The organism is Pseudomonas sp. NFPP04 (assembly GCF_900113815.1).
GTDB classification, from domain to species: Bacteria; Pseudomonadota; Gammaproteobacteria; order Pseudomonadales; family Pseudomonadaceae; genus Aquipseudomonas; species Aquipseudomonas extremorientalis.
In genome coordinates this window covers 492068-513187 of the sequence record NZ_FOQS01000005.1, presented here as the reverse complement: position 1 = coordinate 513187, position 21120 = coordinate 492068, and the positions used below count along the sequence as shown (strand labels likewise).

Here is a 21120-nt window from a genome sequence, read left to right as displayed (position 1 = left end):
AGGTTTTGAAACGCTCGGATTCCAGGCGCTTGAGCCAAAGACAGAAGCCGTTGCGCTCCCAATAGAGGATTTTCACCCGGTTGCGGGAGCGATTCAGAAAAACGAAAAGTACCGGGTCGAAGACGGCCACCTTGATATCCAGCTCGACCAGGGCGGCCAGGCCGTCGATGGATTTTCGGAAGTCCACGGACTTGGGGTAAAGGTAAACTTTTTCGACTTTGGCGTCGGGACGCATCATGAGGTGCTGGCTCCAGAAAGAGATCGGGAGCGCAGCATCGGGCTTCAATGGGCGGCTTTGAATGTGTGGGTGATGGATCGGTTACACCCCGCTGCGCTTCCAGGGCCAGTATTTCGATCAGGAAAGCGGGCTGCATTACAACCGCCATCGTTACTACAATCCGGATGTTGGGCGTTACCTGACGCCGGACCCGGTGAAGCTGGCGGGTGGGATCAATGCGTACTAGTGCGTGCCCAACCCGGAATTATTGAGCGCTACACATCGGGTCCAAAAAATGGGGAACCTAAATACCCACCTGCTGCAACACATTATCTCAGCCATAGAGATCAGTTAAACTCGATATACAGAGCCCAGCTTATTTTCAGACGAAACGGACACGCTGCATCACTAGAACCAATGGATATGGGCAAAATTGTTGGCGAAGGATACTCAAGAGAGGGAATGGAATATAGCCAACAACGTAAAGCAAGGGTGATATTAAACAATCAAGGCCACCCAAAAACTGCGTACACGGAGAAATGACTAAAAATGAAAAACAAGCCTAGCATGTCAATAATTCGTGGATTACTGTTCACTTACGATATCGAAAACACTGACGACTTAGAGCGAGAGAAACTAATTGCATCAAAAGACGTAAATAACGAAAAAGAACTTACAGATCTTTTTGACGAATTAACCAAACCAGAATTTCTCAATTACACAAGGAGTGAGCAGGAGTGGTTCATTGCCTCGATCACACATTTCTTAGCCATCAATGATAATTTTAATGCAGTTTTCAAAAGCATGACAACCTATTTCAGCGCACCTTTAATTAATCAGAGAAAGTTTATGCAGGTCTTATTGATATGTTTAAAAAACTACTACGACTCGCCAAGATCGGTAAATTAAGAAAACAAGCGCATCTGGCTTCTGCCGGGGTAGGTATCGAAGAATTCTAAGAAGCCAGCCTCCCTCCTTGTGGCAATCGAGCTTGCTCGCGTTGGGTCGCGAAGCGGCCCCAGTCCAGGCGATGGGTTTTTTAAGTAAATCGGCATTGCCTGTTTTTTGGGCTGCTGCGCAGCCCAGCGCAGGACAAGCCTGCTCGCCACAAGAAGGCTGCGCCCGGTTTGATAGAAACAATCCCACTCGACCATTCACCGCATTCCCGAAGTGAGCAGACGATGCTGAAATGCCCATTTATGAACACTCCATACACCCCTAATATCTCTCATATACTAGGAGCTTTATCCATATACGATCTTGAGGAAACAGTTGGAAAAGAACTATGGAAATATGATCCTAACAATCAGAAAGACAGGGAAGAGATCATAGTTTCTTTTATCCTCAAAGACCTTATGTACCTATCATACAGACATCGTTTCGTATTGATGTCAGCTCTCAGGGATGCACTGGACAACCACGACTTTGACTTCTCAAAAGAATTCAAAAGCGACTACGACGAATACATAACGATGGCCTGGGACGAAACAGAAATCGCCGATCCGCGGGGCTTTTTCGCCGACATCTATCGACTAGCCAATGAGGTTTGGCGAGATGACCTCCAAAAGGCCAGCCTCGAAGACCAGTCAACCTGGTAACCGAAACACCGCCCTCCAAGGCAACACCGCCCCTCTGTGGCGAGCAGGCTTGCCCTGCGTTGGGCCGCGAAGCGGCCCCAATCCAGACGATGGGTGTTTTCAGGTAAATCGGCATTGCCTGTTTTTGGGGCTGCTGCGCAGCCCAACGCAGGGCAAGCCTGCTCACCACAGGAAGGCTACGAACCACAACAAACGGGATCACCCAAACAAAGGGGTCTCACCAACCCTCTTTGAGCATGCGCAACTCCAGATGCTGCAACAACATGATGGTCTTCCCATCCACAATCTCCCCGCTCTGCACCATCCCCAGTGCCTGCTCGAATCCCAACTCCAGCACTTCGATATCTTCGCCCTCCTCTTCCAGCCCACCACCGTTGCTCACCTGGTCGGCAGGCTGATACTCACCCATGAAAAAGTGAATCCGCTCGGTCACCGAGCCCGGGCTCATGAACGCTGCGTAGATTTTCTCCACATGGCCAACGCGATAGCCGGTCTCTTCCTCGGCCTCCAGGCGGATGCGCTCTTCTGGACTGGCGTTATCCAGCAGCCCGGCCGCCGCTTCGATCAGGTAACCATGGTAGTCATTGACGAACGTCGGCATGCGGAACTGGCGAATCAGCAACACCGTGCGCTGGGCGCGGTTGTACAGCAGGATGGTTGCGCCATTGCCGCGGTCGTACACCTCGCGGGTCTGGGTTTGCCAGCTGCCGTCGCGGCGGCGCAGGTCGAAGCTGTACTTTTTCAGCAGGTACCAGTTCTTCGAAAGGGTCTCTTCGGCGGTGATGCGAACGGGGCTGGTGTCCATGGTCGTACTCTCAAGAAAGGGCGAGTGTTTGTTTCATGCGATCCCAGGCAAATGGATCATTGCTGGCGCGCAGGATGTAACCCACATGCGTCGCCGGTGACGATCACCCACCCTAACAATCTCTGCACGTCTTGTTCAATGCAGTAACACTTTGTAAGAAACACCCATGGGCGGCTGTCGAATTAATACCTGCCTGGGCAAGCCATCTGGTAAAACCCCTGCTTGACCTTTTACCTGGAACCTTCATGTCCTCACGTTTTTTCTCGCGCCTGAGCCTGCGCTGGTTTCCGCTGCTGTGCATGGCGCTGTTGATCGTCGGCCTGCCGGTGGGCTGCGCCGTGCTGCAACACAAGGAACGCGAACTGGTGTTTCGCATCGAGCCAGGCACCGCCAGTTGGTACAGCGGCTTGCCCAAGGCGGTGCAGGAATTCGAACTCAAGCCGGCCAGCTTCAAATCGGGGCAGAACATCCATGGCTGGTGGTACCCGGCGGACAAGAAAGATGCTCCCGCGATCCTCTACCTGCACGGCGTGCGCTGGAACCTCACCGGGCAGCTGTTTCGCATCGAGCAACTGCACGCCCTGGGTTATTCGGTGCTGGCCATCGACTATCGCGGCTTCGGCAAGAGCCACGGCGAGCTGCCGTCGGAAACCACCGTGTACGAAGACGCACGCATCGCATGGGAACGCTTCCAGGTGCTGCAACCCGACCCACAGAAACGCCTGATCTACGGGCACTCGCTGGGGGGCGCGGTAGCCATCGACCTGGCTGCCGAATTGGGCAAACAGACACCGTTGCCGGTACGTGGCCTCGTCATCGAATCCACCTTTACGTCGCTGGCGGATGTGGCCACCGCCGTGGCGAATACCTCACTGCCGGTGCGTTGGTTGCTGTCACAGAAGTTCGACTCCATCGACAAGATCGCCGACATCCATATGCCGCTGCTGGTGGTGCATGGCCTTGACGACCGCTACGTACCGCCGCGCTTCAGCCAGCAGTTGTTTGAAGCCGCCCGGGAGCCCAAGCGGCTGTTACTGGTGCCCGGTGCCAGCCACAACAACAGCATGAGCCTGGCCGGTCGCAGTTATGGCCAGGCGCTGGACAAACTGATGCAAGCGAAGATGCCGACGCAGGTTGTCACCCACTCCACAGGCCGCAACGGCGACTCGTAAAAATGTTTTTCGGCACTGGGTTCGTGCTTGCCTGTCAAGCGCAAACCCAGGCCATGCTGGGCCAAATCCGAAGTTGATCAAATATTGATCTTGGCTTAAATCGCCAACCCTGCCGGGGCTTCGCAAAGTTATCCACAGAGATACCCACGGTTTTCGTGGACAACTCTTTTTATTTTTTTACGCTTTTTTTGCTCAGTAAACGTTTTCCGGGAATGTCCCCGGCAACAAAATTTCGCGATTCACATCGCGTATATCGTTATACCCACACAGCGCCATCGTCACGTCCAACTCGCGGGCAATGATCTCGAGCGCCTTGGTCACACCCGCCTCGCCCATCGCCCCCAGGCCATACAAATGCGGCCGACCGATCATCGTGCCTTTGGCACCCAACGCCACCGCCTTGAGCACGTCCTGGCCGGAGCGAATGCCGCCGTCGAGCCACACCTCGATGCGCTCCCCCACCGCCGCCACGATCGCCGGCAACTGGCTGATGCTCGACGGCGCGCCATCCAATTGCCGTCCTCCGTGGTTGCTCACCACCAGCGCATCGGCACCGGCATTTGCGGCCAAGCGTGCATCCTCCACATCAAGAATGCCCTTGATGATCAACTTGCCGCCCCAGCACTGCTTGATCCACTCCACATCGTCCCAACTCAGGCGCGGGTCGAATTGCTGGGCGGTCCAGGACGACAGCGAACTCATGTCGGCCACGCCTTTAACATGCCCGACGATATTGCCGAAGCCGCGCCGTTTAGTGCCAAGCATGCCCATCACCCAACGCGGCTTGGTGGCCATGTCGAGGATATTCGGCAGGGTCAGTTTGGGCGGCGCGGACAGGCCATTGATCAAGTCCTTGTGGCGTTGCCCGAGGATCTGCAAGTCGAGGGTCAGCACCAATGCATCCACGCCGGCGGCCTTGGCGCGCTCGATCAACTGCTCGATAAAGGCGCGGTCGCGCATCACGTACAACTGGAACCAGAACGGCTGGCCGACGTGCTCGGCGATGTCTTCCAGCGAACAGATGCTCATGGTCGACAAGGTGTAGCGCAGGCCAAATGCAGCGGCAGCGCGGGCGGTGAGAATCTCGCCATCGGCATGCTGCATGCCGGCCAAACCGGTCGGCGCCAGCGCGACGGGCATGGCCATGTCCTGGCCGATCATGCTGGCGCGGATCGAGCGCTCGTCGATATTGCGCGCCACCCGCTGGCGGAACTTGATGCGGGCAAAGTCGCTTTCGTTGGCGCGGTAGGTGCTCTCAGTCCAGGAGCCGGAATCGGCATAGTCGTAGAACATCCGTGGCACACGTTTTTGCGCGAGCTTGCGTAAATCTTCGATGGTTGTGATCAACGACATCTAGGTCACCTCTCCCTGGACTGAATGCTGAGAGTAACCGCCCATCGCCCGCACAACCAGCCATTGCGTTTACGGCATGAGACGACTAATCTCGCACAAACCCGCAAAAAGACGCAAAACCATGCACAACACCCATCAAGCCATCGACCTGCCTTCTTTGCGCAAACAGAAGATTTTGTTGCTGCTGGAACGCGACGGCAAAGTCACCGCCTCGGAGCTGGTGGAGCACTTCGCCGTGTCCCAGGACACCATCCGCCGCGACCTTGGCGAGCTCGCCGCTGCCGGCCTGCTGCAACGCGTGCACGGCGGCGCCCTGCCCCGACCCAAAGACACCGGCAAGGATTTTTTCACCCGAGTGGGCGAAACCAACGACGCCAAGCGCCACCTCGCCCGCCTGGCCGCCGAACGGGTCGAGGATGGCCAGATCGTGCTGTTCGATTCCGGCTCCACCACCCTGCAGATCGCTCAGTCCTTGCCGCACTCGATCCGCCTGACGGTGGTCACCACCTCGCCGATGATCGCCATCGCCCTGGCGGACCATCCCGATGTAAAAGTGATCCTCACCGGCGGCCAACTCAACCCGGCGACGCTGTCCACCGGCGGCCATGAAACCGTGCGGTTGATCCAGAGCATCAAGGCCGACCTGTTGTTTACCGGCGTGTGCGCGCTGCATCCGCAAGTCGGTATCAGTTCGCTGCATTTTGACGAGGTCGCGGTCAAGCAAGCCTTGCTCGACAGTGCGTCCCATGTGGTGGCGGTGACCATGGCCGACAAGATCGGCGCCGTGGAGCCGTTTGTGGTGGCACCGTGCAGCCGCATACACACGTTGATTACCGAATGGCACGTGCCGAATGTGCAAGCGTATGAACAGCTAGGTGTGGAAGTGCTGCGGGTAGAGGTCGAGTAGGGACAGCGCATCGGAGGTTGCCAGGCCGCTGGCCGTGTTGTCGAAGATGCACCAGGTGGGCACGCCATCCTCCATGGACGCACTGAACAAACGGGCATAAGCCTGGACCCGTTCAGGTCCATAGCCGCTGTGATAAATGCGCGGCGTCCCGTGCAGGCGCCAATAACGCACGCCCTGCCAACCGGCCGGTGTTTCTCCCGACGCAATAAGCGGCGGGTCGGCCGCCACTCGCCCGACCTGCAGGTGGCGCAACATCTCCTCAGCCGCAAGCCAACTCCCATGACGTGGCTCAAGCACTACGTGGCCCATGAAACGTCGGCGCAACGCCGTGAAGAATGCGCTGGCAACGAGCGGTTCGTAATGCAACGAAGGCGGTAATTGCACCAACAGGCAACCCAGCTTTTCGCCCAGTTGCAGGCATTGCCCAAGAAACTCATCCAGTGCAGCCTCACAGCCTTGCAGGCGCAGCTCATGAGTGAGGCGCTTGGGCACTTTGACCGAGAAACGGAAGCCTGAGGGCACCGAATCCGCCCAGCGTGCATACGTCTTCGCCAGGTGCGGACGATAGAAGGAGCTGTTGATTTCCACCGCATTGAAGCGTGAAGCATAGCGCTGCAGGTGCGTGCCCTCACCGCTGAACCTCGGCCAGTATTCACGCGGCAAACTCCAGCCGGCACAGCCCACATAGGGAGCTGCAGTCAAAACAGCACCTTGACAGCATCGCGCATGAAAATCTCGATGGTCTTGGGGCCCACCCCGTCGAATTCCCCAAGGCGTTTTTCGAAGGCCTCACGGCTTTCGCTGACACTGCGCATATGGGTGATCTTGCCGGCGTATTCGGCGTTCAACCTGGCGCTGAGGTCGAGCAAGCGTTGCGCGGTGGTTTCGTCATAGCGCACGTAATGCGCGCGTCCCAGCATGGCCACCAATTCACGCGATGTGCAGTGCTGCAGCTTGCGCGCAGTGTCACGGCCTTCTTCCTCGACAATCACTTTATAGGCCTGCGCGGCAATCGGTGCCTGGATACGCTTGCCCATCAGGAAGCTGGCGATAAACCACTTGAACAGACTGTGGTCGTCGCCGGGCTTGAGTTCAATGCCCAACTCCGACGCGCTGATGGCGCGGGCCATGTTCAGTGGCCCAGTTTGCGCTCGGCCTTGGCGGCCTGTTCATTGATGGCATCGGTCTGACGCTCGATGTCTTTGATCTCGGTGGGCGTCACTACTTTATCGACGGTTTCGGTCCTGGGATTCGGGCGTTCCAGAGTCTGGCCCTTGTCAGCCTTTTCGGTGCCCCGCTGGGCTTCTTCAGAGCTGATGGGTGCTGGGGTTTTATCGGCATTCATGGTGAGTCTCCAGTCAATTGAAGGCCCGTGAAAATGACGGGCGCTTAAGCAGCAGAGGCCTGCTGATGTGGATAGTTCAAGGAAATTGCCCGCGCCAACCGCCCGGAAAATAAGCGCAAATTAATTTAAACCTTTGTCGCCCGCGCTGGATCAACTCTCTCAGATCCCATTCCCCATCAGGAGACACTCGATCATGAGTTCACACCTAAACGGCAAGAATATTCTGGTTATCACCTCCAATACCGGCATTGAGCGCGATGAACTGCTCAAACCGTTGGAAGCACTGCGCGGGCATGGCGCGACGGTGACCCACGCCTCCAGCAAGGGCGGCACCACACAGACCTTCGTCGGCGACACCGAGAAAGACCAGACGGTGGAATCCGCTGCAAAACTGTCCGAGCTCTCCGGTGCTGATTTCGATGCACTGGTCATTCCCGGCGGCACCGTCAATGCGGACACGCTTCGCCAGGATGCGGCCGCGTTGAAGCTGATCAACGAATTCGTGCAGGCGGGTAAAACCGTAGCGGCGATTTGTCACGGGCCCTGGGCACTGATTGACGCAGGCGTGATCAAGGGCAAGACCCTGACCTCCTACAAGAGCGTGCGTATTGACCTGGAAAACGCCGGTGCCGCCGGCTGGGTCGATGCCGAGGTCAAGGAATGCAAGGCCAACGGCTGGACCCTGATTACTTCGCGTACGCCGGACGATCTGCCGGCATTCAATGAGGCAATTGCAAGGGCTGTGGCAAGCTGATGCCCGAGCGCTGAACGAAAACAGGCGCCGTCGAGGCGCCTGTTTTTTATGGGCTGATGCCTCAGCTTTTACGATGCTCCGGCATTTCCCGTTTCGGCCCGAACATCGCCCAGGCGATCAGCCCCAACAGCGGCACAAAAATCAGCACCACCAGCCATAATCCTTTGGACTCCCAGCCCCCCGTGCTGCGCAACACGATATTGATCGCCCACAACTCCAGCAGCAACAGAATCACCGCCAGCCCAATCCAGATATATTGAATTTCCATGCTTCACCTCCTAGGTCGTATGCGTTAGGTCAAGCATCGGCCGTGAGGGTTCATTTAAATTTGCGCGAACCTTGCGCCGTGGTGGAATGCAATGCGCCACAGGGCCAACCATGCAACCTGCACGAACAGCACCGTCACGCACTCGCTGTAGGCCATTGAATTTGTAGAGGTATTTCAAAAAGCTCAGGTTGGTACAACTGATGCACTCCTGCACTGGACGAGGCGTGCATTTCGACACGCCCTGACTTTCCCGTGAGGTGTCACCCATGAATGCGATTGACCTGCTCAAAGCCGACCACGAACGCGTCAAAGCCCTGTTGACTCAACTGAGTGAATCCACCGAACGCGGGGTCAAGAAACGCACTGAACTGCTGGCCAAGCTGGAAGCGGAAATCAGCCTGCACACCAAGCTGGAGGAAGAAATCCTGTACCCGGCGTTCAGAAAAGCCGGGGGCAAGGAACAAGACATCATGTACCACGAGGCCAAGGAAGAGCACCGTACCGTCGACGCCCTGGTACTGCCCGACCTGAAGCAGACCGAACCTTCGACCACAGAGTTTTCCGGCCGGGTCAAAGTGGTCAAGGAGCTGTTGGAACACCATATCGAAGAGGAGGAAAGCGAGATGTTTCCTCAAGCGCGAAAATTACTCGGGAAAGCACAACTTGAAGAACTGGGCGCCGAGATGGAAGCAATGAAAACAGCGCATAAAAAGCAGCAGGCGACCAAGACCCTGGCAGCCTGAAGCATGTTTCACCGAAGCCTCACGGGTAGTGCCGGGGCTTCGGTGCCGGGTGCTGGCGAAGGTTCGGGCGCCAATCCCCAATCGCCCTGTTCGTACCAGTCATCACCGAGCATTTCGGCCGGATGCATGGTGCGATCGGCACCGTTGCCGCAGGCCAGGTCAGAGGCGCCGCAATAGCGGTCACACCCCCAGCAGATGCGTTCAGGGTGTTTGGGATGCAGCGGAAATGGCTTGGCCATGAAGCAGCTTCCTACCGGTGAACTGTAGGTCAAGTCTAATGCCACGATACCAACCCGGCCTTGACACGGATCAAGCCGGGCAATCATGAAATATCCTGCAAATTTGACAAGAATCATTATTATTCACGGCAGACCTTCCTAGACTCGGGCCCTCTCCCCTTTCCCGTCAGGAAGCCCTCATGCGTACCTCATCCCTGCTGCCCATTCTCCTGTTGATGACCACCTTCGCGGTGTCCGCCAAGGAGTACCCGATCGGCGAACCGCAACACTGCCCGGGGCTGGAAATCGGTGCGGTGTACCTGCAACCGATCGAGATGGCCCCCGCCGGCATGATGCGCGCCACCGCCGATTCCGACGTGCACCTGGAAGCCGATGTGCGCGCCACGGCAGACAACGCCCAAGGCTTTCAGGAAGGCAGTTTCGTGCCTTACCTGAACCTGTCCTTCGCGCTGAAAAAACAAGGTGACACGCCGCCCATCAACGGTGACTTCCACGCCATGGTCGCCAATGACGGCCCGCACTATGGCGACAACGTCAAACTGCAAGGGCCGGGCAAGTACAGCCTGACCTTCACCGTCACCCCTCCTTCCGGCCACCCCTCCCTGGGCCGTCACACCGACAAGGAAACCGGCGTCGCCCCCTGGTTCGAACGCTGCGAAGTGCATTACGAATTCGTCTATGCCGGCATCGGCAAGAAAGGCGGCTATTGATGCGCCGCGCCCTGCTGCTCGGCGTTTTTTCGCTGAACGGTGCAGCCTTGGCGGCGCCCTTGCCCAGCTATGAGCTGACTCTGCAAGACGGCCACTTCACGCCGCCCCAGTTGGCGGTCAAGGCCGGCGAGCGTTTCAAGATCGTACTCAAGAACCTCGGCCAAGGCCCGGCCGAATTCGAGAGCACACCGTTGCGGGTGGAGAAAGTCTTGTCCCCTGGGGTGACCACCTTTGTGGTGATCCATCCTCTGAAGCCAGGCACCTATCCGTTCTTCGACGAATTCAACCCCCAACTGCCCCAAGGCAGCATCCGCGCCGAATAGGAGCTGTTGATGAACACATCGATGTTTATTGTGTGGCGCGAAAGCGTCGAGGCGCTGCTGGTGATCGGCATTCTGCAGGCCTGGATCAGCTGCCAGGCCGGTCGCTCACGCCTGGCCCGCTACCTCTGGGCCGGCATCCTGCTGGGCCTGCTCGGTTCCGCCGGGCTGGCGGGGTTGATGCTGTGGGCTGGCGAAACCATGACCGGCCCCGAGGGTGAATGGCTGCAAGCGGCGCTGACCCTGGCCGCCAGCGGCCTGATGGTGCAGATGGTGTTCTGGATGCATCGCCATGCGCCCATGCTCAAACACCGGCTGGTCAATGAAGCCGACCAGCACCTGGCCCGGCACGGCGGTTGGGGCGTGTTGCTGCTGGCCCTGCTGGCAGTGAGCCGCGAAGGCAGCGAGACCGTGGTGTTTTTGTATGGCGCCGGTGCCCGTCTGCACGACGAAGCTCTGGGCCTGTTCGCCGTCGGTGGCGTGCTGGGGCTGCTGCTGGCCGGGCTGAGCGTGGTGCTGTTGCGCAGCAGCCGACGCTTTATTTCCTGGGCACGTTTTTTTGCCGTCAGCGAAGCCTTGCTGTTGCTGCTGGGCGGCGCTTTGCTGGTGTCTGCGGTGGACCGCATCAGTGGGCAACTGTTGGCGATGGACATGCCCGACTGGGTCTACTCGGCCTTTGGCGACAGCCGCTGGGACAGCAGCCTGCTGCTCAGTGACAGCCATGGCCTGGGCGCGTTGCTGGCAGACTTCGCCGGCTACCGTGCCGCGCCCAGCCTGATCACGGTAATGGTGTTGCTCGGCTATTGGCTGCTGGTGGGTAACGGCCTGCGCCGGTCACGGCAAGCCGCATGAGCTGGCTACAGCGACTGGGCGATGGCATGCGCCGCCATGGGCGGCTGATCCGAATCGTGCAATGGATGGTGGTGCTGGTGTACGCCGTGCTGCTGGTGTTGCCGACGCTGCTGCCCCTGCCGGACAGCCAGGCGCGCCTGCTCAACAACCTCACGCTGCTTGCACAATTCATCTTCTGGGGCCTCTGGTGGCCCTTCGTGTTGCTGTCGATGGTGCTGTTCGGGCGCCTGTGGTGCGGCGTGCTCTGCCCGGAAGGTGCCTTGAGCGAATGGGCCAGCCAGCACGGACGCGGCCTGGGCATTCCGCGCTGGCTACGCTGGGGCGGCTGGCCGACCCTGGGTTTTTGCTTGACCACGCTCTATGGCCAGTTGATCAGCGTGTACGACTACGCCCCGGCCGCGCTGCTGATCCTCGGTGGCTCGACTCTCGCGGCGGTTGTGGTGGGCCTGCTGTTCGTGCGCGGCAAACGCGTCTGGTGCCGCTACCTGTGCCCGGTCAGCGGCGTCTTCGCCCTGCTCGCCCGCCTGGCGCCGGTGTACTTCGCCGTGGATGAACAACGCTGGAAGGCCAACGCCGCGCCGCGCCTGCCGTTGCCCAACTGCGCGCCGCTGCTGGACATCCGTCGCCTGCAAGGCGCCAGCGAATGCCACGCCTGCGGCCGCTGCAGCGGGCAACGCGGCGCGGTGCAATTGATCGCCCGCTCATGCAACCAGGAAATTCTGCAGGCTCCGTTGCAACACGGTTCGGCCTGGGACGTACGCCTGCTGCTGTTCGGCGTGATCGGCCTGGCCATGGGCGCGTTTCAGTGGACGCTGAGCCCCTGGTTCATCGCCCTCAAGCAACACCTGGCCGAGTGGATGGTGAGCCGCGACTGGCTATGGCCGCTGCAAGACAACGCCCCCTGGTGGTTGCTCACCCATTATCCGCAACTCAATGACAGTTTCAGTTGGCTGGATGGGGCGTGCATCGTGCTGTATCTGGCCGCCAGTTCGCTGGTGGTGGGCGGCGGGTGCTGGCTGTTGTTGCACCTGGCTGCGCGCTGGGCGAGTGATGGCGCAATGTTTCGGCCCCTGGCATTGACGTTGACGCCCCTGGCGGGCGCAGGATTGTTCCTGGGGTTGTCGGCGACCACGGTGAAGCTGTTGCGGTATGAAGGCTTGGTATTGGCGTGGGTGCAACCGCTGCGAGCGGGGATCTTGATGGCGGCGATCGGCTGGTGCCTGTGGTTGGCGTGGCAACGACTCGAGGGACTGCCTCGCGGACGGGCGTTCCTATGCATGCTGATGAGTACCGGGTTGATCGGCTATGGCTGGTGGCTGCAGTTCTGGGGCTGGGCTCACTGAAGCAAGCGCTATATCAGAACCTGCCAGGATTGAAACTGTGGGAAGGGGCTTGCCCCCCGATGGCAGTGGGTCAGCCAGTCCATCTGTCACTGATACTGCGTCATCGGGGACAAGCCCCCCTCCCACATTTGCCAACCCGCGCACTGCTGCGGTGCATGGCTGGGGGCCAGCCAGGTCGTGCAAGGCGTAGGGTGATCACCCGCGCAAGACAAACGCGGGAAACAACTCGCGCAAACGGCCCCACAGCTCGGGTAACGCGGCCTGTGCCGGCGCACTCGGCAATTGCCGGTCGAGCATGCTGACGGTGCGCACCATTTGCACGGCGAAGCGCTGCACACCGGTGGCTTGCAGACGCTGGGCCAGCAGCAACAACCGGGGTGGGTCGATCAAGTGCCAATGCACCGTGGTGCGGCATTCATAGTCCACGCCACTGGCGAGCAAAGTGTCGAGGCTGCGCCAGTTGGCGGCGCCGCTGCCCTTGACCTGGGTGATCGACTGGCAGTCTTCGGCCAGGGCCTTCACGTCGAACCCGACCCAGTCGGCATGACGCAACGCATTGGCAAACCCTGCCGGCTTGATCCCGGCGCTGTGCAAGCCGATGTGAAAACCCATCGCCCGCACTTCATCCATCGCCGCCGGCAAGCCTTCCTGCAAAGTCGGCTCGCCACCGCTGAACACCACGGCATCGAGCAAGTCCCGGCGCCGTTGCAGGAACAGCAGCACCCGGCGCCAATCCACTTGCGTGCTGGCGCGCGGCGGGATCAGGTCCGGGTTGTGGCAGTAACGACAACGCCAGGCACAGCCCTGGCAGAACAGCACGCAAGCGAGCATGCCGGGGTAGTCGAGGGTGGTCAGGGGCACCAGGCCCCCGACCCGTAGCGCTCGGCTCATTGCCGCCCGGCCGCCGCAGCCGTTTCGGTGAAGTGCACGCGCTCCTTGTGCTCGGATTGCTTGCCGGGGTTGAACGCCGACACCGGCCGGTGATAACCCATCACCCGGGTCCAGACTTCGCAGCGCTGACGTTGTGGCTGGGATGCTTGCATGGTGAATCTCCTTGGGGTTGAAAAGCTTGGTTTAACGGGCGGCTGCCAGGGCTTCATCGCACTTGGGGCAGAACTCATGTTCACCGGCCAGATAGCCATGCACCGGGCAGATCGAAAAGGTCGGCGTCACCGTGAGGTACGGCAGGCGGAAACGCCCCAGCGCCTTGCGCACCAACTGCTTGCAGGCCTGGGTCGAGGAAATCTGCTCGGCCATGTACAGGTGCAACACGGTGCCGCCGGTGTATTTGCATTGCAGTTCGTCTTGCAGCTCCAGGGCTTCAAAGGGGTCCTGGGTAAAGCCCACCGGCAGTTGCGACGAGTTGGTGTAGTACGGCGCGACATCGCTGCCCGCTTGCAAGATGTCGGGGTAGCGCTTGCGGTCTTCCTTGGCGAAGCGGTAGGTAGTGCCTTCGGCCGGCGTCGCCTCGAGGTTGTAGAGATGGCCGGTGTCCTCCTGGAAGCGCAGCAAGGTGGCGCGCACGTGGTCGAGCAATTTGAGCGCAAAGGCGCGGCCCTGCTCGGTGTGCATGCCCTGCTCATCACCGCTGAAATTGCGCAGCATCTCGTGCATGCCATTGAGGCCGATGGTGGAGAAGTGATTGCGCAGTGTGCCCAGGTAGCGCTTGGTGTAGGGGTAGAGACCGGCGTCCATGTGATGCTGGATCACCTTGCGCTTGACCTCCAGGCTCTCCATGGCCATCTCCATCAGGCTGTCCAGGCGTTGCAGCAAGCCCGAGGTATCCCCCTTGAACAGGTAGCCCAGGCGCGCACAGTTGATGGTCACCACCCCCAGGCTGCCGGTCTGCTCCGCCGAGCCAAACAGGCCGCCGCCACGCTTGAGCAATTCGCGCACGTCCAGTTGCAGGCGGCAGCACATCGAGCGCACCTGGTTGGGCTGCATGTCCGAGTTGAGGAAGTTCTGGAAATACGGCAGGCCGTAACGTGCGGTCATCTCGAACAGGCGGTCGGCGTTGTCGCTGTCCCAGGGGAAATCATGGGTGATGTTGTAGGTCGGAATCGGGAAGGTGAACACCCGGCCCTTGGCGTCCCCGGCCTGCATCACTTCGATGTAGGCGCGGTTGATCAGCTCCATCTCGGCTTGCAGGTCGCCATAGGCAAACGGCATTTCCTCACCGCCGATCACCGGCACCTGTTCACGCAGGTCTTCTGGGCAAACCCAGTCGAAGGTCAGGTTGGTAAACGGCGTCTGGGTGCCCCAGCGTGACGGCACGTTGAGGTTGTAGATGAACTCCTGCACCGCCTGGCGCACTTGCGGATAGCTCAGCTGATCCTTGCGCACATAGGGCGCCAGGTACGTGTCGAAGGAACTGAACGCCTGCGCGCCGGCCCACTCGTTCTGCAGGGTGCCGAGAAAGTTGACCATCTGCCCCAACGCGCTGCTCAAGTGCTTGGGCGGCCCCGCCTCCACACGCCCCGGTACGCCATTGAGGCCTTCATGCAACAACGAACGCAGGGACCAGCCGGCGCAGTAACCGGCGAGCATGTCCAGGTCATGGATATGCAAATCGGCTTCGCGGTGCGCACGGCCGATCTGCTCGCTGTAGACCTCATCCAGCCAGTAATTGGCGGTGACCTTGCCCGCCACATTCAGCACCAGCCCACCGAGGGAATAGCCCTGGTTGGCGTTGGCCTGCACGCGCCAGTCTTCGCGGTCGAGGTATTCGTTCATCGAGGTGGCGACTTCCACCAGGGTCTTGCGGTCGCGGCGCAGGCGGCCGTGTTGTTCGCGGTAGACGATGTAGGCGCGCATCGACAGGAAGTAGCCGGCGTCCATCAATACGCGTTCGACGCTGTCCTGGATTTGTTCGACGTCCAGTTGGTCGATGCCTCTCAGGCGGGCCAGGACGGCGCCCAGCAGCAGGTCGACGTCAGTGGTCTGGTATTCGCCGGTGGCGGTGCCGGCGGCGATCAGGGCCTGGCGGATTTTTTCGGCGTCGAAGGGGACGAGCGTGCCGTCGCGTTTGTGCAGGCGGGTGCTGGTCAGGGGGGTGAGCGCGGTTTGCATTGGGGAGGCTCCAGACACTACATATAGATATTTTTTAGTCTTTAAACACAATATGCAGTGAGATTACGGGGATTGGTCTTGGGTGCCCTTGATCGGGGTCAAGGTTTTTCAGATCGGGGGCATATCCGTTTCTTCGGTCACGGCGGCTCACTTTTGAAAAGCACAAAAGTAAGCAAAACGCTCTTGCCCTAACACTCGGCACCTCGCTTAGGCTCGGTGTGCCCGTAATTCGACAGTGATTTGGGGGGCCGCCTAAGATCAAAATCAAAAGCCAGATCAAAAGCAGGCGGATATCTAACTGATGTATGGAGATCAAACTGTGGGAGGGGGCTTGCCCCCGATGGCGGTGTGTCAGCCAACTCATCAGTGACTGACCCACTGCCATCGGGGGCAAGCCCCCTCCCACACTTTGACCGAGTACCGGCCATACAATCCGGTCGGCTCTAAGGCCGCCGCGCTCTTGCTTTTGATCTGGGATCGCCCCGTCAAACACGCTGGCCGAACGCAGGCTTGAATCCGTGGGTAACCCGGCAGGACGCCGGGTTAGCCGCACTGGGCCATGGATGGCCCATTGCGGCGGAACCATAAGCCGCCGTGACCGAAGAAACGGATATGTACACGACGACCAAACACCCCACGATCACCCCCCACTCACGCTCATAAACCTCACCACCTGCACCTCCCCCGCCCCCGTAAAATCATGCCCCAAAGGCTTCCCCCGCAATGCCCGATGCAACGCCTCAACCAACGGCCCATCCTCCAAGGGATAGCGCCTGAGCAACCCACGCAGGTCCAGCGCATCCTCCTGCCCCAGACACAACAACAACCGCCCCTCCACCGTCATCCGCACCCGATTGCAACTGCCGCAAAAACTCTGCGAATTAGGCGAAATAAACCCGATCCGCGTCTGCGGATGCCCCACCAACCGCACATACCTGGCCGGCCCACCGCTGCTCTCGGTGCTGTCGAGCAACACATGCTCACGGGCAATCACCCCACGCACGTCATCACTGGCACAGAACGTCTCCCCGCGCGAACGCCCCACATCCCCCAAGGGCATTTCCTCGATAAAACTGATATCGATCCCGTGCTTGATCGCATACCGCACCAACCCCGGCACCTCGTCGAAATTGCGCCCTTTCATCACCACGCAATTGAGCTTGACCCGCTCGAACCCCGCATCCCGCGCCGCCTCGATACCGTCCAGTACCTGGCGCAGGTCACCGTTGCGGGTGATCGCCCGAAACCGCTCGGGGTCCAGGCTGTCGAGGCTGATGTTCATGCGCTTGACCCCTGCGTCCACCAGGGGGCGCGCCAATCGCGCCAGTTGCGAGCCGTTGCTGGTCATCACCAGTTCACGCAAGCCCGGCAGCGCCGCGATGTTGCGGCACAGCCCGACAATCCCCGGCCGGATCAGCGGCTCACCGCCGGTCAGGCGGATCTTGCGCACGCCCTGGCCCACGAACAGCCGGGCCAGGCGCTCCAGTTCCTCCAGGCTCAACACCTGCTGGCGCGGCAGGAAGGTCATGGTCTTCGCCATGCAGTACACACAGCGAAAATCACACCGGTCGGTCACCGACAAGCGCAGGTAATCGATGGTACGGCCGAGCCCATCCACCAGGCTCATGTCACTGCACCAGCGGCGAGTCGGCGCCCTGCAGCGCAAGGCCACGAATGTCCGCCGCGCCGATCAGGGTTTGCAGGTACTGCACCAATGCCCTCTGCCACACGCCTTGTTGCAGCTGGGTGCGAATCGCCCCGGCCACCGCTTCATAAGGCAACGGCTGCCCTTCGATACGCTGGTCGATGCTGATCACATGCCAGCCATAGCGGCTTTCCAACGGTTTGTCGGCCAGGCCCGGTGCCAGGGTGAACAGCTGGCGCTCCAGTTCAGGCACGGTCTGGCCCTTGCTGATCTGGCCCAGCGAACCGCCCTGGGCCTTGGAGGGGCACGCCGAATACTTCAGCGCCAGCTCGGCGAAACCGCCGGGGGTCTGTGCCAGGCTCAGCAACAGGATTTGCGCCTGCACATGGGCCATCTGGCGCGCCTCGGCATCGTCTGGCGCGCACTCGAACAGGATGTGCCGCACCGCCAGCAACGGCGCGCTGTGGAAGCGCCCGCGATTGCTCTCAAAGTAATGCCGGCATGTCGCTTCGTCGCACTGCGGCACGCTGATTTCGCGCTCCAGCAGCAAGCGCGTGGCCGCTTCCTCTTCGTTCTCGCCGGGGGCGATGTCCACCGTCAGGCCGAGCTCGGCAATGCGCTGTTGCAGCAACTCGCGAATCACCAGGGCGCGGGCCGCCAGGTACACCGCTGCTTCGCGGCTTTCGGCCGGGTGGTATTGCAACTCCAGGGCCATCGCCTCGGGCGTGATCGACACGCCGTTGACGCTGACGATGGGCCATTCCTGTTCACTGCTGGCAATCAATTCAGGCTGGGTCATCACGCGCTCCTCACGACTTCTGCCGCACGATTTGGTAGCGCCGCCCCAGGTACCAGATCGGCGCGCTGACCATGTGCACCAGGCGGGTAAACGGGAACAGCACGAACAGGGTCAAGCCCAATGCCACGTGGGCCTTGTAGATCAGCGACACCGGCGCAATCGATTCCGCCGCCTGCACCGGCCGCAGCAACACCACGTTCTGCGCCCAGTCGGCGAGCATCACCATCACCGAGCCGTCCATGTGCCCGGTCGAGGCGACGATGGTCAGTAAACCGAGCAGTAACTGCGCGAGCAGCACCAGCAGGACCAGGATGTCCGACGCACTCGATGTGGCGCTTACCCGCGGGTCGCTCAAGCGACGCTTGACCAGCATCAGTAACCCCACCAGACACAGCAGGCCGAAGAATCCGCCGGAGACCATCGCCAGCAGTTGCTTGTTTTCAGTGCTGATTACGTGGTGATAGACCGACGCCGGTGTGAGCAGGCCGACAAAATGCCCGGCCAGCACAAACAGCACGCCGATATGGAAAAAGTTGCTCGCCACGCGCATGCCACGGTTGTTCAGCATCTGGCTGGAGCCGGCCTTCCAGGTGTACTGCGACAGGTCGAACCGCGCCCAACTGCCCAGCAGACAGACCGCCAGGGCCACATAGGGGTACACCCCGAATACCAGCAAATTCCACTTAGACATTACCCACCTCCCCGGCCGGCATGGCGGCCGGCGCTGCTTGCTGAAAATCCACCCAATGCAGCGGCACGGCGCTTTCTTCCCGTGCCTTGCCGGGTGCGCTTGGCATCGCGCTGCAACGGTCCTGCTGCTCGGCCTGCATAAAGTCCACGGCCTCCTCTTCCCAGACCTTGTCGAGGGCTTCGAGGGAGTCGTCGCGTGGCTCGGCCGCCACTTGGGCGCGCACCTCGGCCACGGCCTGGTGCGGCTCGGTGCCGGCGATCTGCAACAGCGCACGCATGCAACTGGCGTAGGCGCTCTCACGCTCTTCCAGGCGCGCCGCAAGCAACGCCAACAGGTGCGCCACATCCGCCAGGCCTTCGCGGGCTTCGATGTCTTCGCGGGTGGAGAGGAACTCCAGGTACAGCGGGATATAGTCCGGCAGCTCCTTGACGCCGATGGCAAACCCCGCGGCCTCGTACTGGGCCATCATGTCGACCATCGCCTGGCCACGATCCCGGGACTCGCCGTGCACGTGTTCAAACAGCAGCAGCGACAGCGAACGACCACGACCGAACAACGCGCCGTAGTGTTCCTGGCCATCCATCAGGTCATTGGCGCAGATCAGCTCCAACAGCTCGAACAACGCGCCGCGTTGCTTGGGGCTGATTTCCCGCGACTCGATAATTGCCTGCTCCAGTTCATCGCGGCCATTCACCAGGGCCTCGGTGGGATAGTCCAGCAGCAACGAAATCACTTTAAGAATGCGCATGGCTCAGTCCTCCCAGATCTGGACGGTTTTCAGCACGTCGCGACGGTTGGCTTTCCTGGCACCGAACATGTTGGTGTCGGAACTGCCGCTGCAACCGCTGCCAAAGCTGAAGCCGCAACCGGAGCGTTCGGCGAAGGCGTCGCTCATGGCGTCCTCACGGTGCGCGCTCGGCACCACAAAGCGGTCTTCGTAGTTGGCAATCGCCAGGTAGCGGTACATCTCTTCCACCTGCGGCACACTCAGGCCCACGTCTTCGAGCACTTGCAGGTCCTGCACGCCGTCCACCTGCTGCGAGCGCTTGAAAGCCCGCATCGCCAGCAGGCGTTTGAGGGCACGCTTGACCGGTTTCTCATCGCCGGCGGTGAGCATGTTGGCCAGGTAGCGCAGCGGAATGCGCAGGCTGTCCACGTCCGGAATCACCCCGTTCATGCCCACGGTGCCAGCAGCGGCAGCGTTCTGGATCGGCGACAGCGGCGGCACGTACCAGACCATCGGCAAGGTGCGGTATTCCGGGTGCAGCGGCAGTGCGAGCTTCCAGTCCACGGCCATTTTGTACACGGGGGAACGCTGCGCCGAGTCGATCACCGACTGCGGCACGCCATCGGCCAGGGCCTGGCGGATCACCGCCGGGTCATTCGGGTCGAGGAAGATCTCCAGTTGCTTTTCATACAGGTCGTGCTCGCTGGCCGTGCTCGCCACTTCGCTGATGCGGTCGGCGTCGTAGAGCAGAACGCCGAGGTAGCGGATGCGCCCGACGCAGGTTTCCGCACACACGGTGGGCATGCCGGCCTCAATGCGCGGGTAGCAGAAGATGCATTTCTCGGACTTGCCGCTCTTCCAGTTGAAGTAGATTTTCTTGTACGGGCAACCGCTGATGCACATACGCCAGCCGCGGCATTTTTCCTGGTCGATCAGCACGATGCCGTCTTCTTCACGCTTGTAGATCGCACCACTGGGGCACGACGCCGCGCACGCCGGGTTGAGGCAGTGCTCGCACAGGCGCGGCAGGTACATCATGAAGGTGTTTTCGTACTCGCCGTAGATATCGGCCTGGATCTGGTCGAAGTTCTTGTCCTTGCGGCGCTTGGCGAACTCGGTGCCGAGGATTTCCTCCCAGTTCGGACCCCACTCGATTTTCTGCATGCGCTTGCCCGAGACCACCGAGCGCGGCCGCGCGGTCGGTTGGTGCTCGCCCAACGGCGCGGTGTGCAGGTGCTGGTAATCGAAGTCGAACGGCTCGTAGTAGTCGTCCAGGCTCGGTAGGTCCGGGTTGGCGAAGATATTCGCCAACACGCGGAACTTGCCGCCGATACGCGGGTTGATGCTGCCGTTGGCGTTGCGCACCCAGCCGCCCTTCCATTTGTCCTGGTTTTCCCACTCCTTGGGGTAGCCGATGCCGGGCTTGGATTCGACGTTGTTGAACCAGGCGTACTCCATGCCTTCGCGGCTGGTCCACACGTTCTTGCAGGTGATCGAGCAGGTGTGGCAGCCGATGCATTTGTCCAGGTTCAGCACCATGCCGATCTGTGAGCGAATCTTCAT

26 protein-coding genes and 1 pseudogene are annotated in these 21120 nt (G+C 60.4%); 11 read left to right on the top strand and 16 right to left on the bottom strand.

Annotated features, from left to right (window positions below; genetic code table 11):
• The coding region (tnpB, locus tag BM017_RS14640; protein ID WP_256576812.1) for an IS66 family insertion sequence element accessory protein TnpB at positions 1-238 on the bottom strand (238 nt) is incomplete at its 3' end.
• A gap of 88 nt (positions 239-326) precedes the next feature.
• Here tnpB and BM017_RS29630 point away from each other — a divergent pair.
• The 3 genes and pseudogenes from BM017_RS29630 to BM017_RS14620 form a co-directional block, all read left to right on the top strand.
• Positions 327-760, top strand: a pseudogene (locus tag BM017_RS29630) (RHS repeat-associated core domain-containing protein); the annotation flags it as partial.
• 6 nt (positions 761-766) lie between these two features.
• Positions 767-1126 carry a hypothetical protein gene (locus tag BM017_RS14630; protein ID WP_092245497.1) on the top strand — a complete coding sequence of 120 codons (360 nt, stop codon included), beginning with the start codon at positions 767-769 and terminating at the stop codon, positions 1124-1126.
• A 272-nt stretch (positions 1127-1398) separates the two neighbouring features.
• Positions 1399-1815, top strand: a complete 417-nt coding sequence (locus tag BM017_RS14620; protein WP_092245491.1) for a hypothetical protein — start codon at positions 1399-1401, stop codon at positions 1813-1815.
• 217 nt (positions 1816-2032) lie between these two features.
• Here BM017_RS14620 and BM017_RS14615 read toward each other — a convergent pair whose 3' ends face one another.
• On the bottom strand, positions 2033-2620 hold the full coding sequence (locus BM017_RS14615) for an NUDIX domain-containing protein (protein WP_092245488.1): 588 nt from the start codon (positions 2618-2620) through the stop codon (positions 2033-2035).
• Positions 2621-2865: 245 nt separating this feature from the next.
• Here BM017_RS14615 and BM017_RS14610 point away from each other — a divergent pair, with 245 nt between their 5' ends.
• Entirely contained in the window at positions 2866-3792 is a 927-nt protein-coding gene (locus BM017_RS14610) for an alpha/beta hydrolase (RefSeq protein WP_092245485.1), read from the top strand.
• Between the two features lie 192 nt (positions 3793-3984).
• Here BM017_RS14610 and BM017_RS14605 read toward each other — a convergent pair whose 3' ends face one another.
• On the bottom strand, positions 3985-5145 hold the full coding sequence (locus BM017_RS14605) for an alpha-hydroxy acid oxidase (protein ID WP_092245482.1): 1161 nt from the start codon (positions 5143-5145) through the stop codon (positions 3985-3987).
• 121 nt (positions 5146-5266) lie between these two features.
• On the opposite strand from BM017_RS14605, the gene BM017_RS14600 reads away from it, so the two are divergent.
• Positions 5267-6052: a DeoR/GlpR family DNA-binding transcription regulator gene (locus tag BM017_RS14600; RefSeq protein ID WP_071491702.1), complete on the top strand. Its 786-nt coding sequence runs from the start codon at positions 5267-5269 to the stop codon at positions 6050-6052.
• On the opposite strand, the gene BM017_RS14595 is transcribed toward BM017_RS14600, so the two are convergent.
• The 3 genes from BM017_RS14595 to BM017_RS14585 are packed head-to-tail and all read right to left on the bottom strand — an operon-like array spanning position 6017 to position 7397.
• On the bottom strand, positions 6017-6754 hold the full coding sequence (locus tag BM017_RS14595) for a DUF72 domain-containing protein (RefSeq protein ID WP_092245479.1): 738 nt from the start codon (positions 6752-6754) through the stop codon (positions 6017-6019). The two genes, BM017_RS14600 and BM017_RS14595, sit on opposite strands and share 36 nt — an antisense overlap.
• Positions 6751-7182, bottom strand: a complete 432-nt coding sequence (locus tag BM017_RS14590; protein ID WP_092245477.1) for a DNA methylase — start codon at positions 7180-7182, stop codon at positions 6751-6753. The genes BM017_RS14595 and BM017_RS14590 overlap by 4 nt, the downstream gene beginning before the upstream one ends.
• 2 nt (positions 7183-7184) lie before the next feature.
• Complete coding sequence (locus BM017_RS14585) at positions 7185-7397, bottom strand: hypothetical protein (RefSeq protein ID WP_092245474.1); 213 nt, start codon at positions 7395-7397, stop codon at positions 7185-7187.
• A gap of 193 nt (positions 7398-7590) precedes the next feature.
• Here BM017_RS14585 and BM017_RS14580 point away from each other — a divergent pair, with 193 nt between their 5' ends.
• Positions 7591-8151, top strand: coding sequence for a type 1 glutamine amidotransferase domain-containing protein (locus tag BM017_RS14580; protein ID WP_071491706.1), 561 nt, complete (start codon positions 7591-7593; stop codon positions 8149-8151).
• A gap of 61 nt (positions 8152-8212) precedes the next feature.
• Here the strand turns inward: BM017_RS14580 and BM017_RS14575 are convergent, their stop codons facing one another.
• On the bottom strand, positions 8213-8419 hold the full coding sequence (locus tag BM017_RS14575; protein ID WP_071491707.1) for a PLDc N-terminal domain-containing protein: 207 nt from the start codon (positions 8417-8419) through the stop codon (positions 8213-8215).
• Between the two features lie 266 nt (positions 8420-8685).
• Here BM017_RS14575 and BM017_RS14570 point away from each other — a divergent pair, with 266 nt between their 5' ends.
• On the top strand, positions 8686-9162 hold the full coding sequence (locus BM017_RS14570; RefSeq protein WP_092245471.1) for a hemerythrin domain-containing protein: 477 nt from the start codon (positions 8686-8688) through the stop codon (positions 9160-9162).
• 8 nt (positions 9163-9170) lie between these two features.
• Here BM017_RS14570 and BM017_RS14565 read toward each other — a convergent pair whose 3' ends face one another.
• Entirely contained in the window at positions 9171-9401 is a 231-nt protein-coding gene (locus BM017_RS14565) for a DUF3079 domain-containing protein (protein ID WP_092245468.1), read from the bottom strand.
• 179 nt (positions 9402-9580) lie between these two features.
• On the opposite strand from BM017_RS14565, the gene BM017_RS14560 reads away from it, so the two are divergent.
• The 4 genes from BM017_RS14560 to BM017_RS14545 are packed head-to-tail and all read left to right on the top strand — an operon-like array spanning position 9581 to position 12626.
• Positions 9581-10111, top strand: coding sequence for an iron transporter (locus BM017_RS14560; protein ID WP_092245465.1), 531 nt, complete (start codon positions 9581-9583; stop codon positions 10109-10111).
• Positions 10111-10434: a cupredoxin domain-containing protein gene (locus BM017_RS14555; protein WP_092245463.1), complete on the top strand. Its 324-nt coding sequence runs from the start codon at positions 10111-10113 to the stop codon at positions 10432-10434. The genes BM017_RS14560 and BM017_RS14555 overlap by 1 nt, the downstream gene beginning before the upstream one ends.
• 9 nt (positions 10435-10443) lie before the next feature.
• A complete protein-coding gene (locus BM017_RS14550; RefSeq protein WP_092245459.1) occupies positions 10444-11283 on the top strand; it encodes an FTR1 family iron permease in 840 nt (279 codons plus the stop codon).
• Positions 11280-12626 (top strand): 4Fe-4S binding protein, encoded by a 1347-nt coding sequence (locus BM017_RS14545; protein ID WP_092245456.1) that lies wholly within the window; start codon positions 11280-11282, stop codon positions 12624-12626. Before BM017_RS14550 ends, BM017_RS14545 begins: the two co-directional genes overlap by 4 nt.
• 195 nt (positions 12627-12821) lie before the next feature.
• On the opposite strand, the gene BM017_RS14540 is transcribed toward BM017_RS14545, so the two are convergent.
• The 8 genes from BM017_RS14540 to narH all read right to left on the bottom strand — a co-directional run bounded on the left by BM017_RS14540 (position 12822) and on the right by narH (position 21120).
• Entirely contained in the window at positions 12822-13517 is a 696-nt protein-coding gene (locus tag BM017_RS14540) for an anaerobic ribonucleoside-triphosphate reductase activating protein (protein WP_092245454.1), read from the bottom strand.
• Positions 13514-13669, bottom strand: coding sequence for an anaerobic ribonucleoside-triphosphate reductase (gene nrdD, locus BM017_RS14535; protein WP_058427276.1), 156 nt, complete (start codon positions 13667-13669; stop codon positions 13514-13516). Before nrdD ends, BM017_RS14540 begins: the two co-directional genes overlap by 4 nt.
• A gap of 31 nt (positions 13670-13700) precedes the next feature.
• Positions 13701-15695, bottom strand: coding sequence for a ribonucleoside triphosphate reductase (locus BM017_RS14530; protein ID WP_092245451.1), 1995 nt, complete (start codon positions 15693-15695; stop codon positions 13701-13703).
• Between the two features lie 640 nt (positions 15696-16335).
• The gene (moaA, locus tag BM017_RS14520; RefSeq protein WP_092245445.1) at positions 16336-17322 is read right to left on the bottom strand and encodes a GTP 3',8-cyclase MoaA; all 987 of its coding nucleotides are present in this window, start codon (positions 17320-17322) and stop codon (positions 16336-16338) included.
• 1 nt (position 17323) lies between these two features.
• Complete coding sequence (locus tag BM017_RS14515) at positions 17324-18139, bottom strand: peptidylprolyl isomerase (protein ID WP_092245442.1); 816 nt, start codon at positions 18137-18139, stop codon at positions 17324-17326.
• Between the two features lie 10 nt (positions 18140-18149).
• Entirely contained in the window at positions 18150-18830 is a 681-nt protein-coding gene (gene narI / locus BM017_RS14510; protein ID WP_092245439.1) for a respiratory nitrate reductase subunit gamma, read from the bottom strand.
• On the bottom strand, positions 18823-19578 hold the full coding sequence (gene narJ / locus BM017_RS14505) for a nitrate reductase molybdenum cofactor assembly chaperone (RefSeq protein WP_092245436.1): 756 nt from the start codon (positions 19576-19578) through the stop codon (positions 18823-18825). The genes narI and narJ overlap by 8 nt, the downstream gene beginning before the upstream one ends.
• 3 nt (positions 19579-19581) lie before the next feature.
• Positions 19582-21120 (bottom strand): nitrate reductase subunit beta, encoded by a 1539-nt coding sequence (narH, locus tag BM017_RS14500; RefSeq protein WP_092245433.1) that lies wholly within the window; start codon positions 21118-21120, stop codon positions 19582-19584.

Bases quoted from the DNA above. Each gene is read 5' to 3' on its own strand.
- BM017_RS14630 (WP_092245497.1), top strand. From the start codon at position 767: ATGAAAAACAAGCCTAGCATGTCAATAATTCGTGGATTACTGTTCACT.
- BM017_RS14620 (WP_092245491.1), top strand. From the start codon at position 1,399: ATGCTGAAATGCCCATTTATGAACACTCCATACACCCCTAATATCTCT.
- BM017_RS14615 (WP_092245488.1), bottom strand. From the start codon at position 2,620: ATGGACACCAGCCCCGTTCGCATCACCGCCGAAGAGACCCTTTCGAAG.
- BM017_RS14610 (WP_092245485.1), top strand. From the start codon at position 2,866: ATGTCCTCACGTTTTTTCTCGCGCCTGAGCCTGCGCTGGTTTCCGCTG.
- BM017_RS14605 (WP_092245482.1), bottom strand. From the start codon at position 5,145: ATGTCGTTGATCACAACCATCGAAGATTTACGCAAGCTCGCGCAAAAA.
- BM017_RS14600 (WP_071491702.1), top strand. From the start codon at position 5,267: ATGCACAACACCCATCAAGCCATCGACCTGCCTTCTTTGCGCAAACAG.
- BM017_RS14590 (WP_092245477.1), bottom strand. From the start codon at position 7,182: ATGGCCCGCGCCATCAGCGCGTCGGAGTTGGGCATTGAACTCAAGCCC.
- BM017_RS14585 (WP_092245474.1), bottom strand. From the start codon at position 7,397: ATGAATGCCGATAAAACCCCAGCACCCATCAGCTCTGAAGAAGCCCAG.
- BM017_RS14580 (WP_071491706.1), top strand. From the start codon at position 7,591: ATGAGTTCACACCTAAACGGCAAGAATATTCTGGTTATCACCTCCAAT.
- BM017_RS14575 (WP_071491707.1), bottom strand. From the start codon at position 8,419: ATGGAAATTCAATATATCTGGATTGGGCTGGCGGTGATTCTGTTGCTG.
- BM017_RS14570 (WP_092245471.1), top strand. From the start codon at position 8,686: ATGAATGCGATTGACCTGCTCAAAGCCGACCACGAACGCGTCAAAGCC.
- BM017_RS14565 (WP_092245468.1), bottom strand. From the start codon at position 9,401: ATGGCCAAGCCATTTCCGCTGCATCCCAAACACCCTGAACGCATCTGC.
- BM017_RS14560 (WP_092245465.1), top strand. From the start codon at position 9,581: ATGCGTACCTCATCCCTGCTGCCCATTCTCCTGTTGATGACCACCTTC.
- BM017_RS14555 (WP_092245463.1), top strand. From the start codon at position 10,111: ATGCGCCGCGCCCTGCTGCTCGGCGTTTTTTCGCTGAACGGTGCAGCC.
- BM017_RS14550 (WP_092245459.1), top strand. From the start codon at position 10,444: ATGAACACATCGATGTTTATTGTGTGGCGCGAAAGCGTCGAGGCGCTG.
- BM017_RS14545 (WP_092245456.1), top strand. From the start codon at position 11,280: ATGAGCTGGCTACAGCGACTGGGCGATGGCATGCGCCGCCATGGGCGG.
- BM017_RS14540 (WP_092245454.1), bottom strand. From the start codon at position 13,517: ATGAGCCGAGCGCTACGGGTCGGGGGCCTGGTGCCCCTGACCACCCTC.
- nrdD (WP_058427276.1), bottom strand. From the start codon at position 13,669: ATGCAAGCATCCCAGCCACAACGTCAGCGCTGCGAAGTCTGGACCCGG.
- BM017_RS14530 (WP_092245451.1), bottom strand. From the start codon at position 15,695: ATGCAAACCGCGCTCACCCCCCTGACCAGCACCCGCCTGCACAAACGC.
- moaA (WP_092245445.1), bottom strand. From the start codon at position 17,322: ATGAGCCTGGTGGATGGGCTCGGCCGTACCATCGATTACCTGCGCTTG.
- BM017_RS14515 (WP_092245442.1), bottom strand. From the start codon at position 18,139: ATGACCCAGCCTGAATTGATTGCCAGCAGTGAACAGGAATGGCCCATC.
- narI (WP_092245439.1), bottom strand. From the start codon at position 18,830: ATGTCTAAGTGGAATTTGCTGGTATTCGGGGTGTACCCCTATGTGGCC.
- narJ (WP_092245436.1), bottom strand. From the start codon at position 19,578: ATGCGCATTCTTAAAGTGATTTCGTTGCTGCTGGACTATCCCACCGAG.
- narH (WP_092245433.1), bottom strand. From the start codon at position 21,120: ATGAAGATTCGCTCACAGATCGGCATGGTGCTGAACCTGGACAAATGC.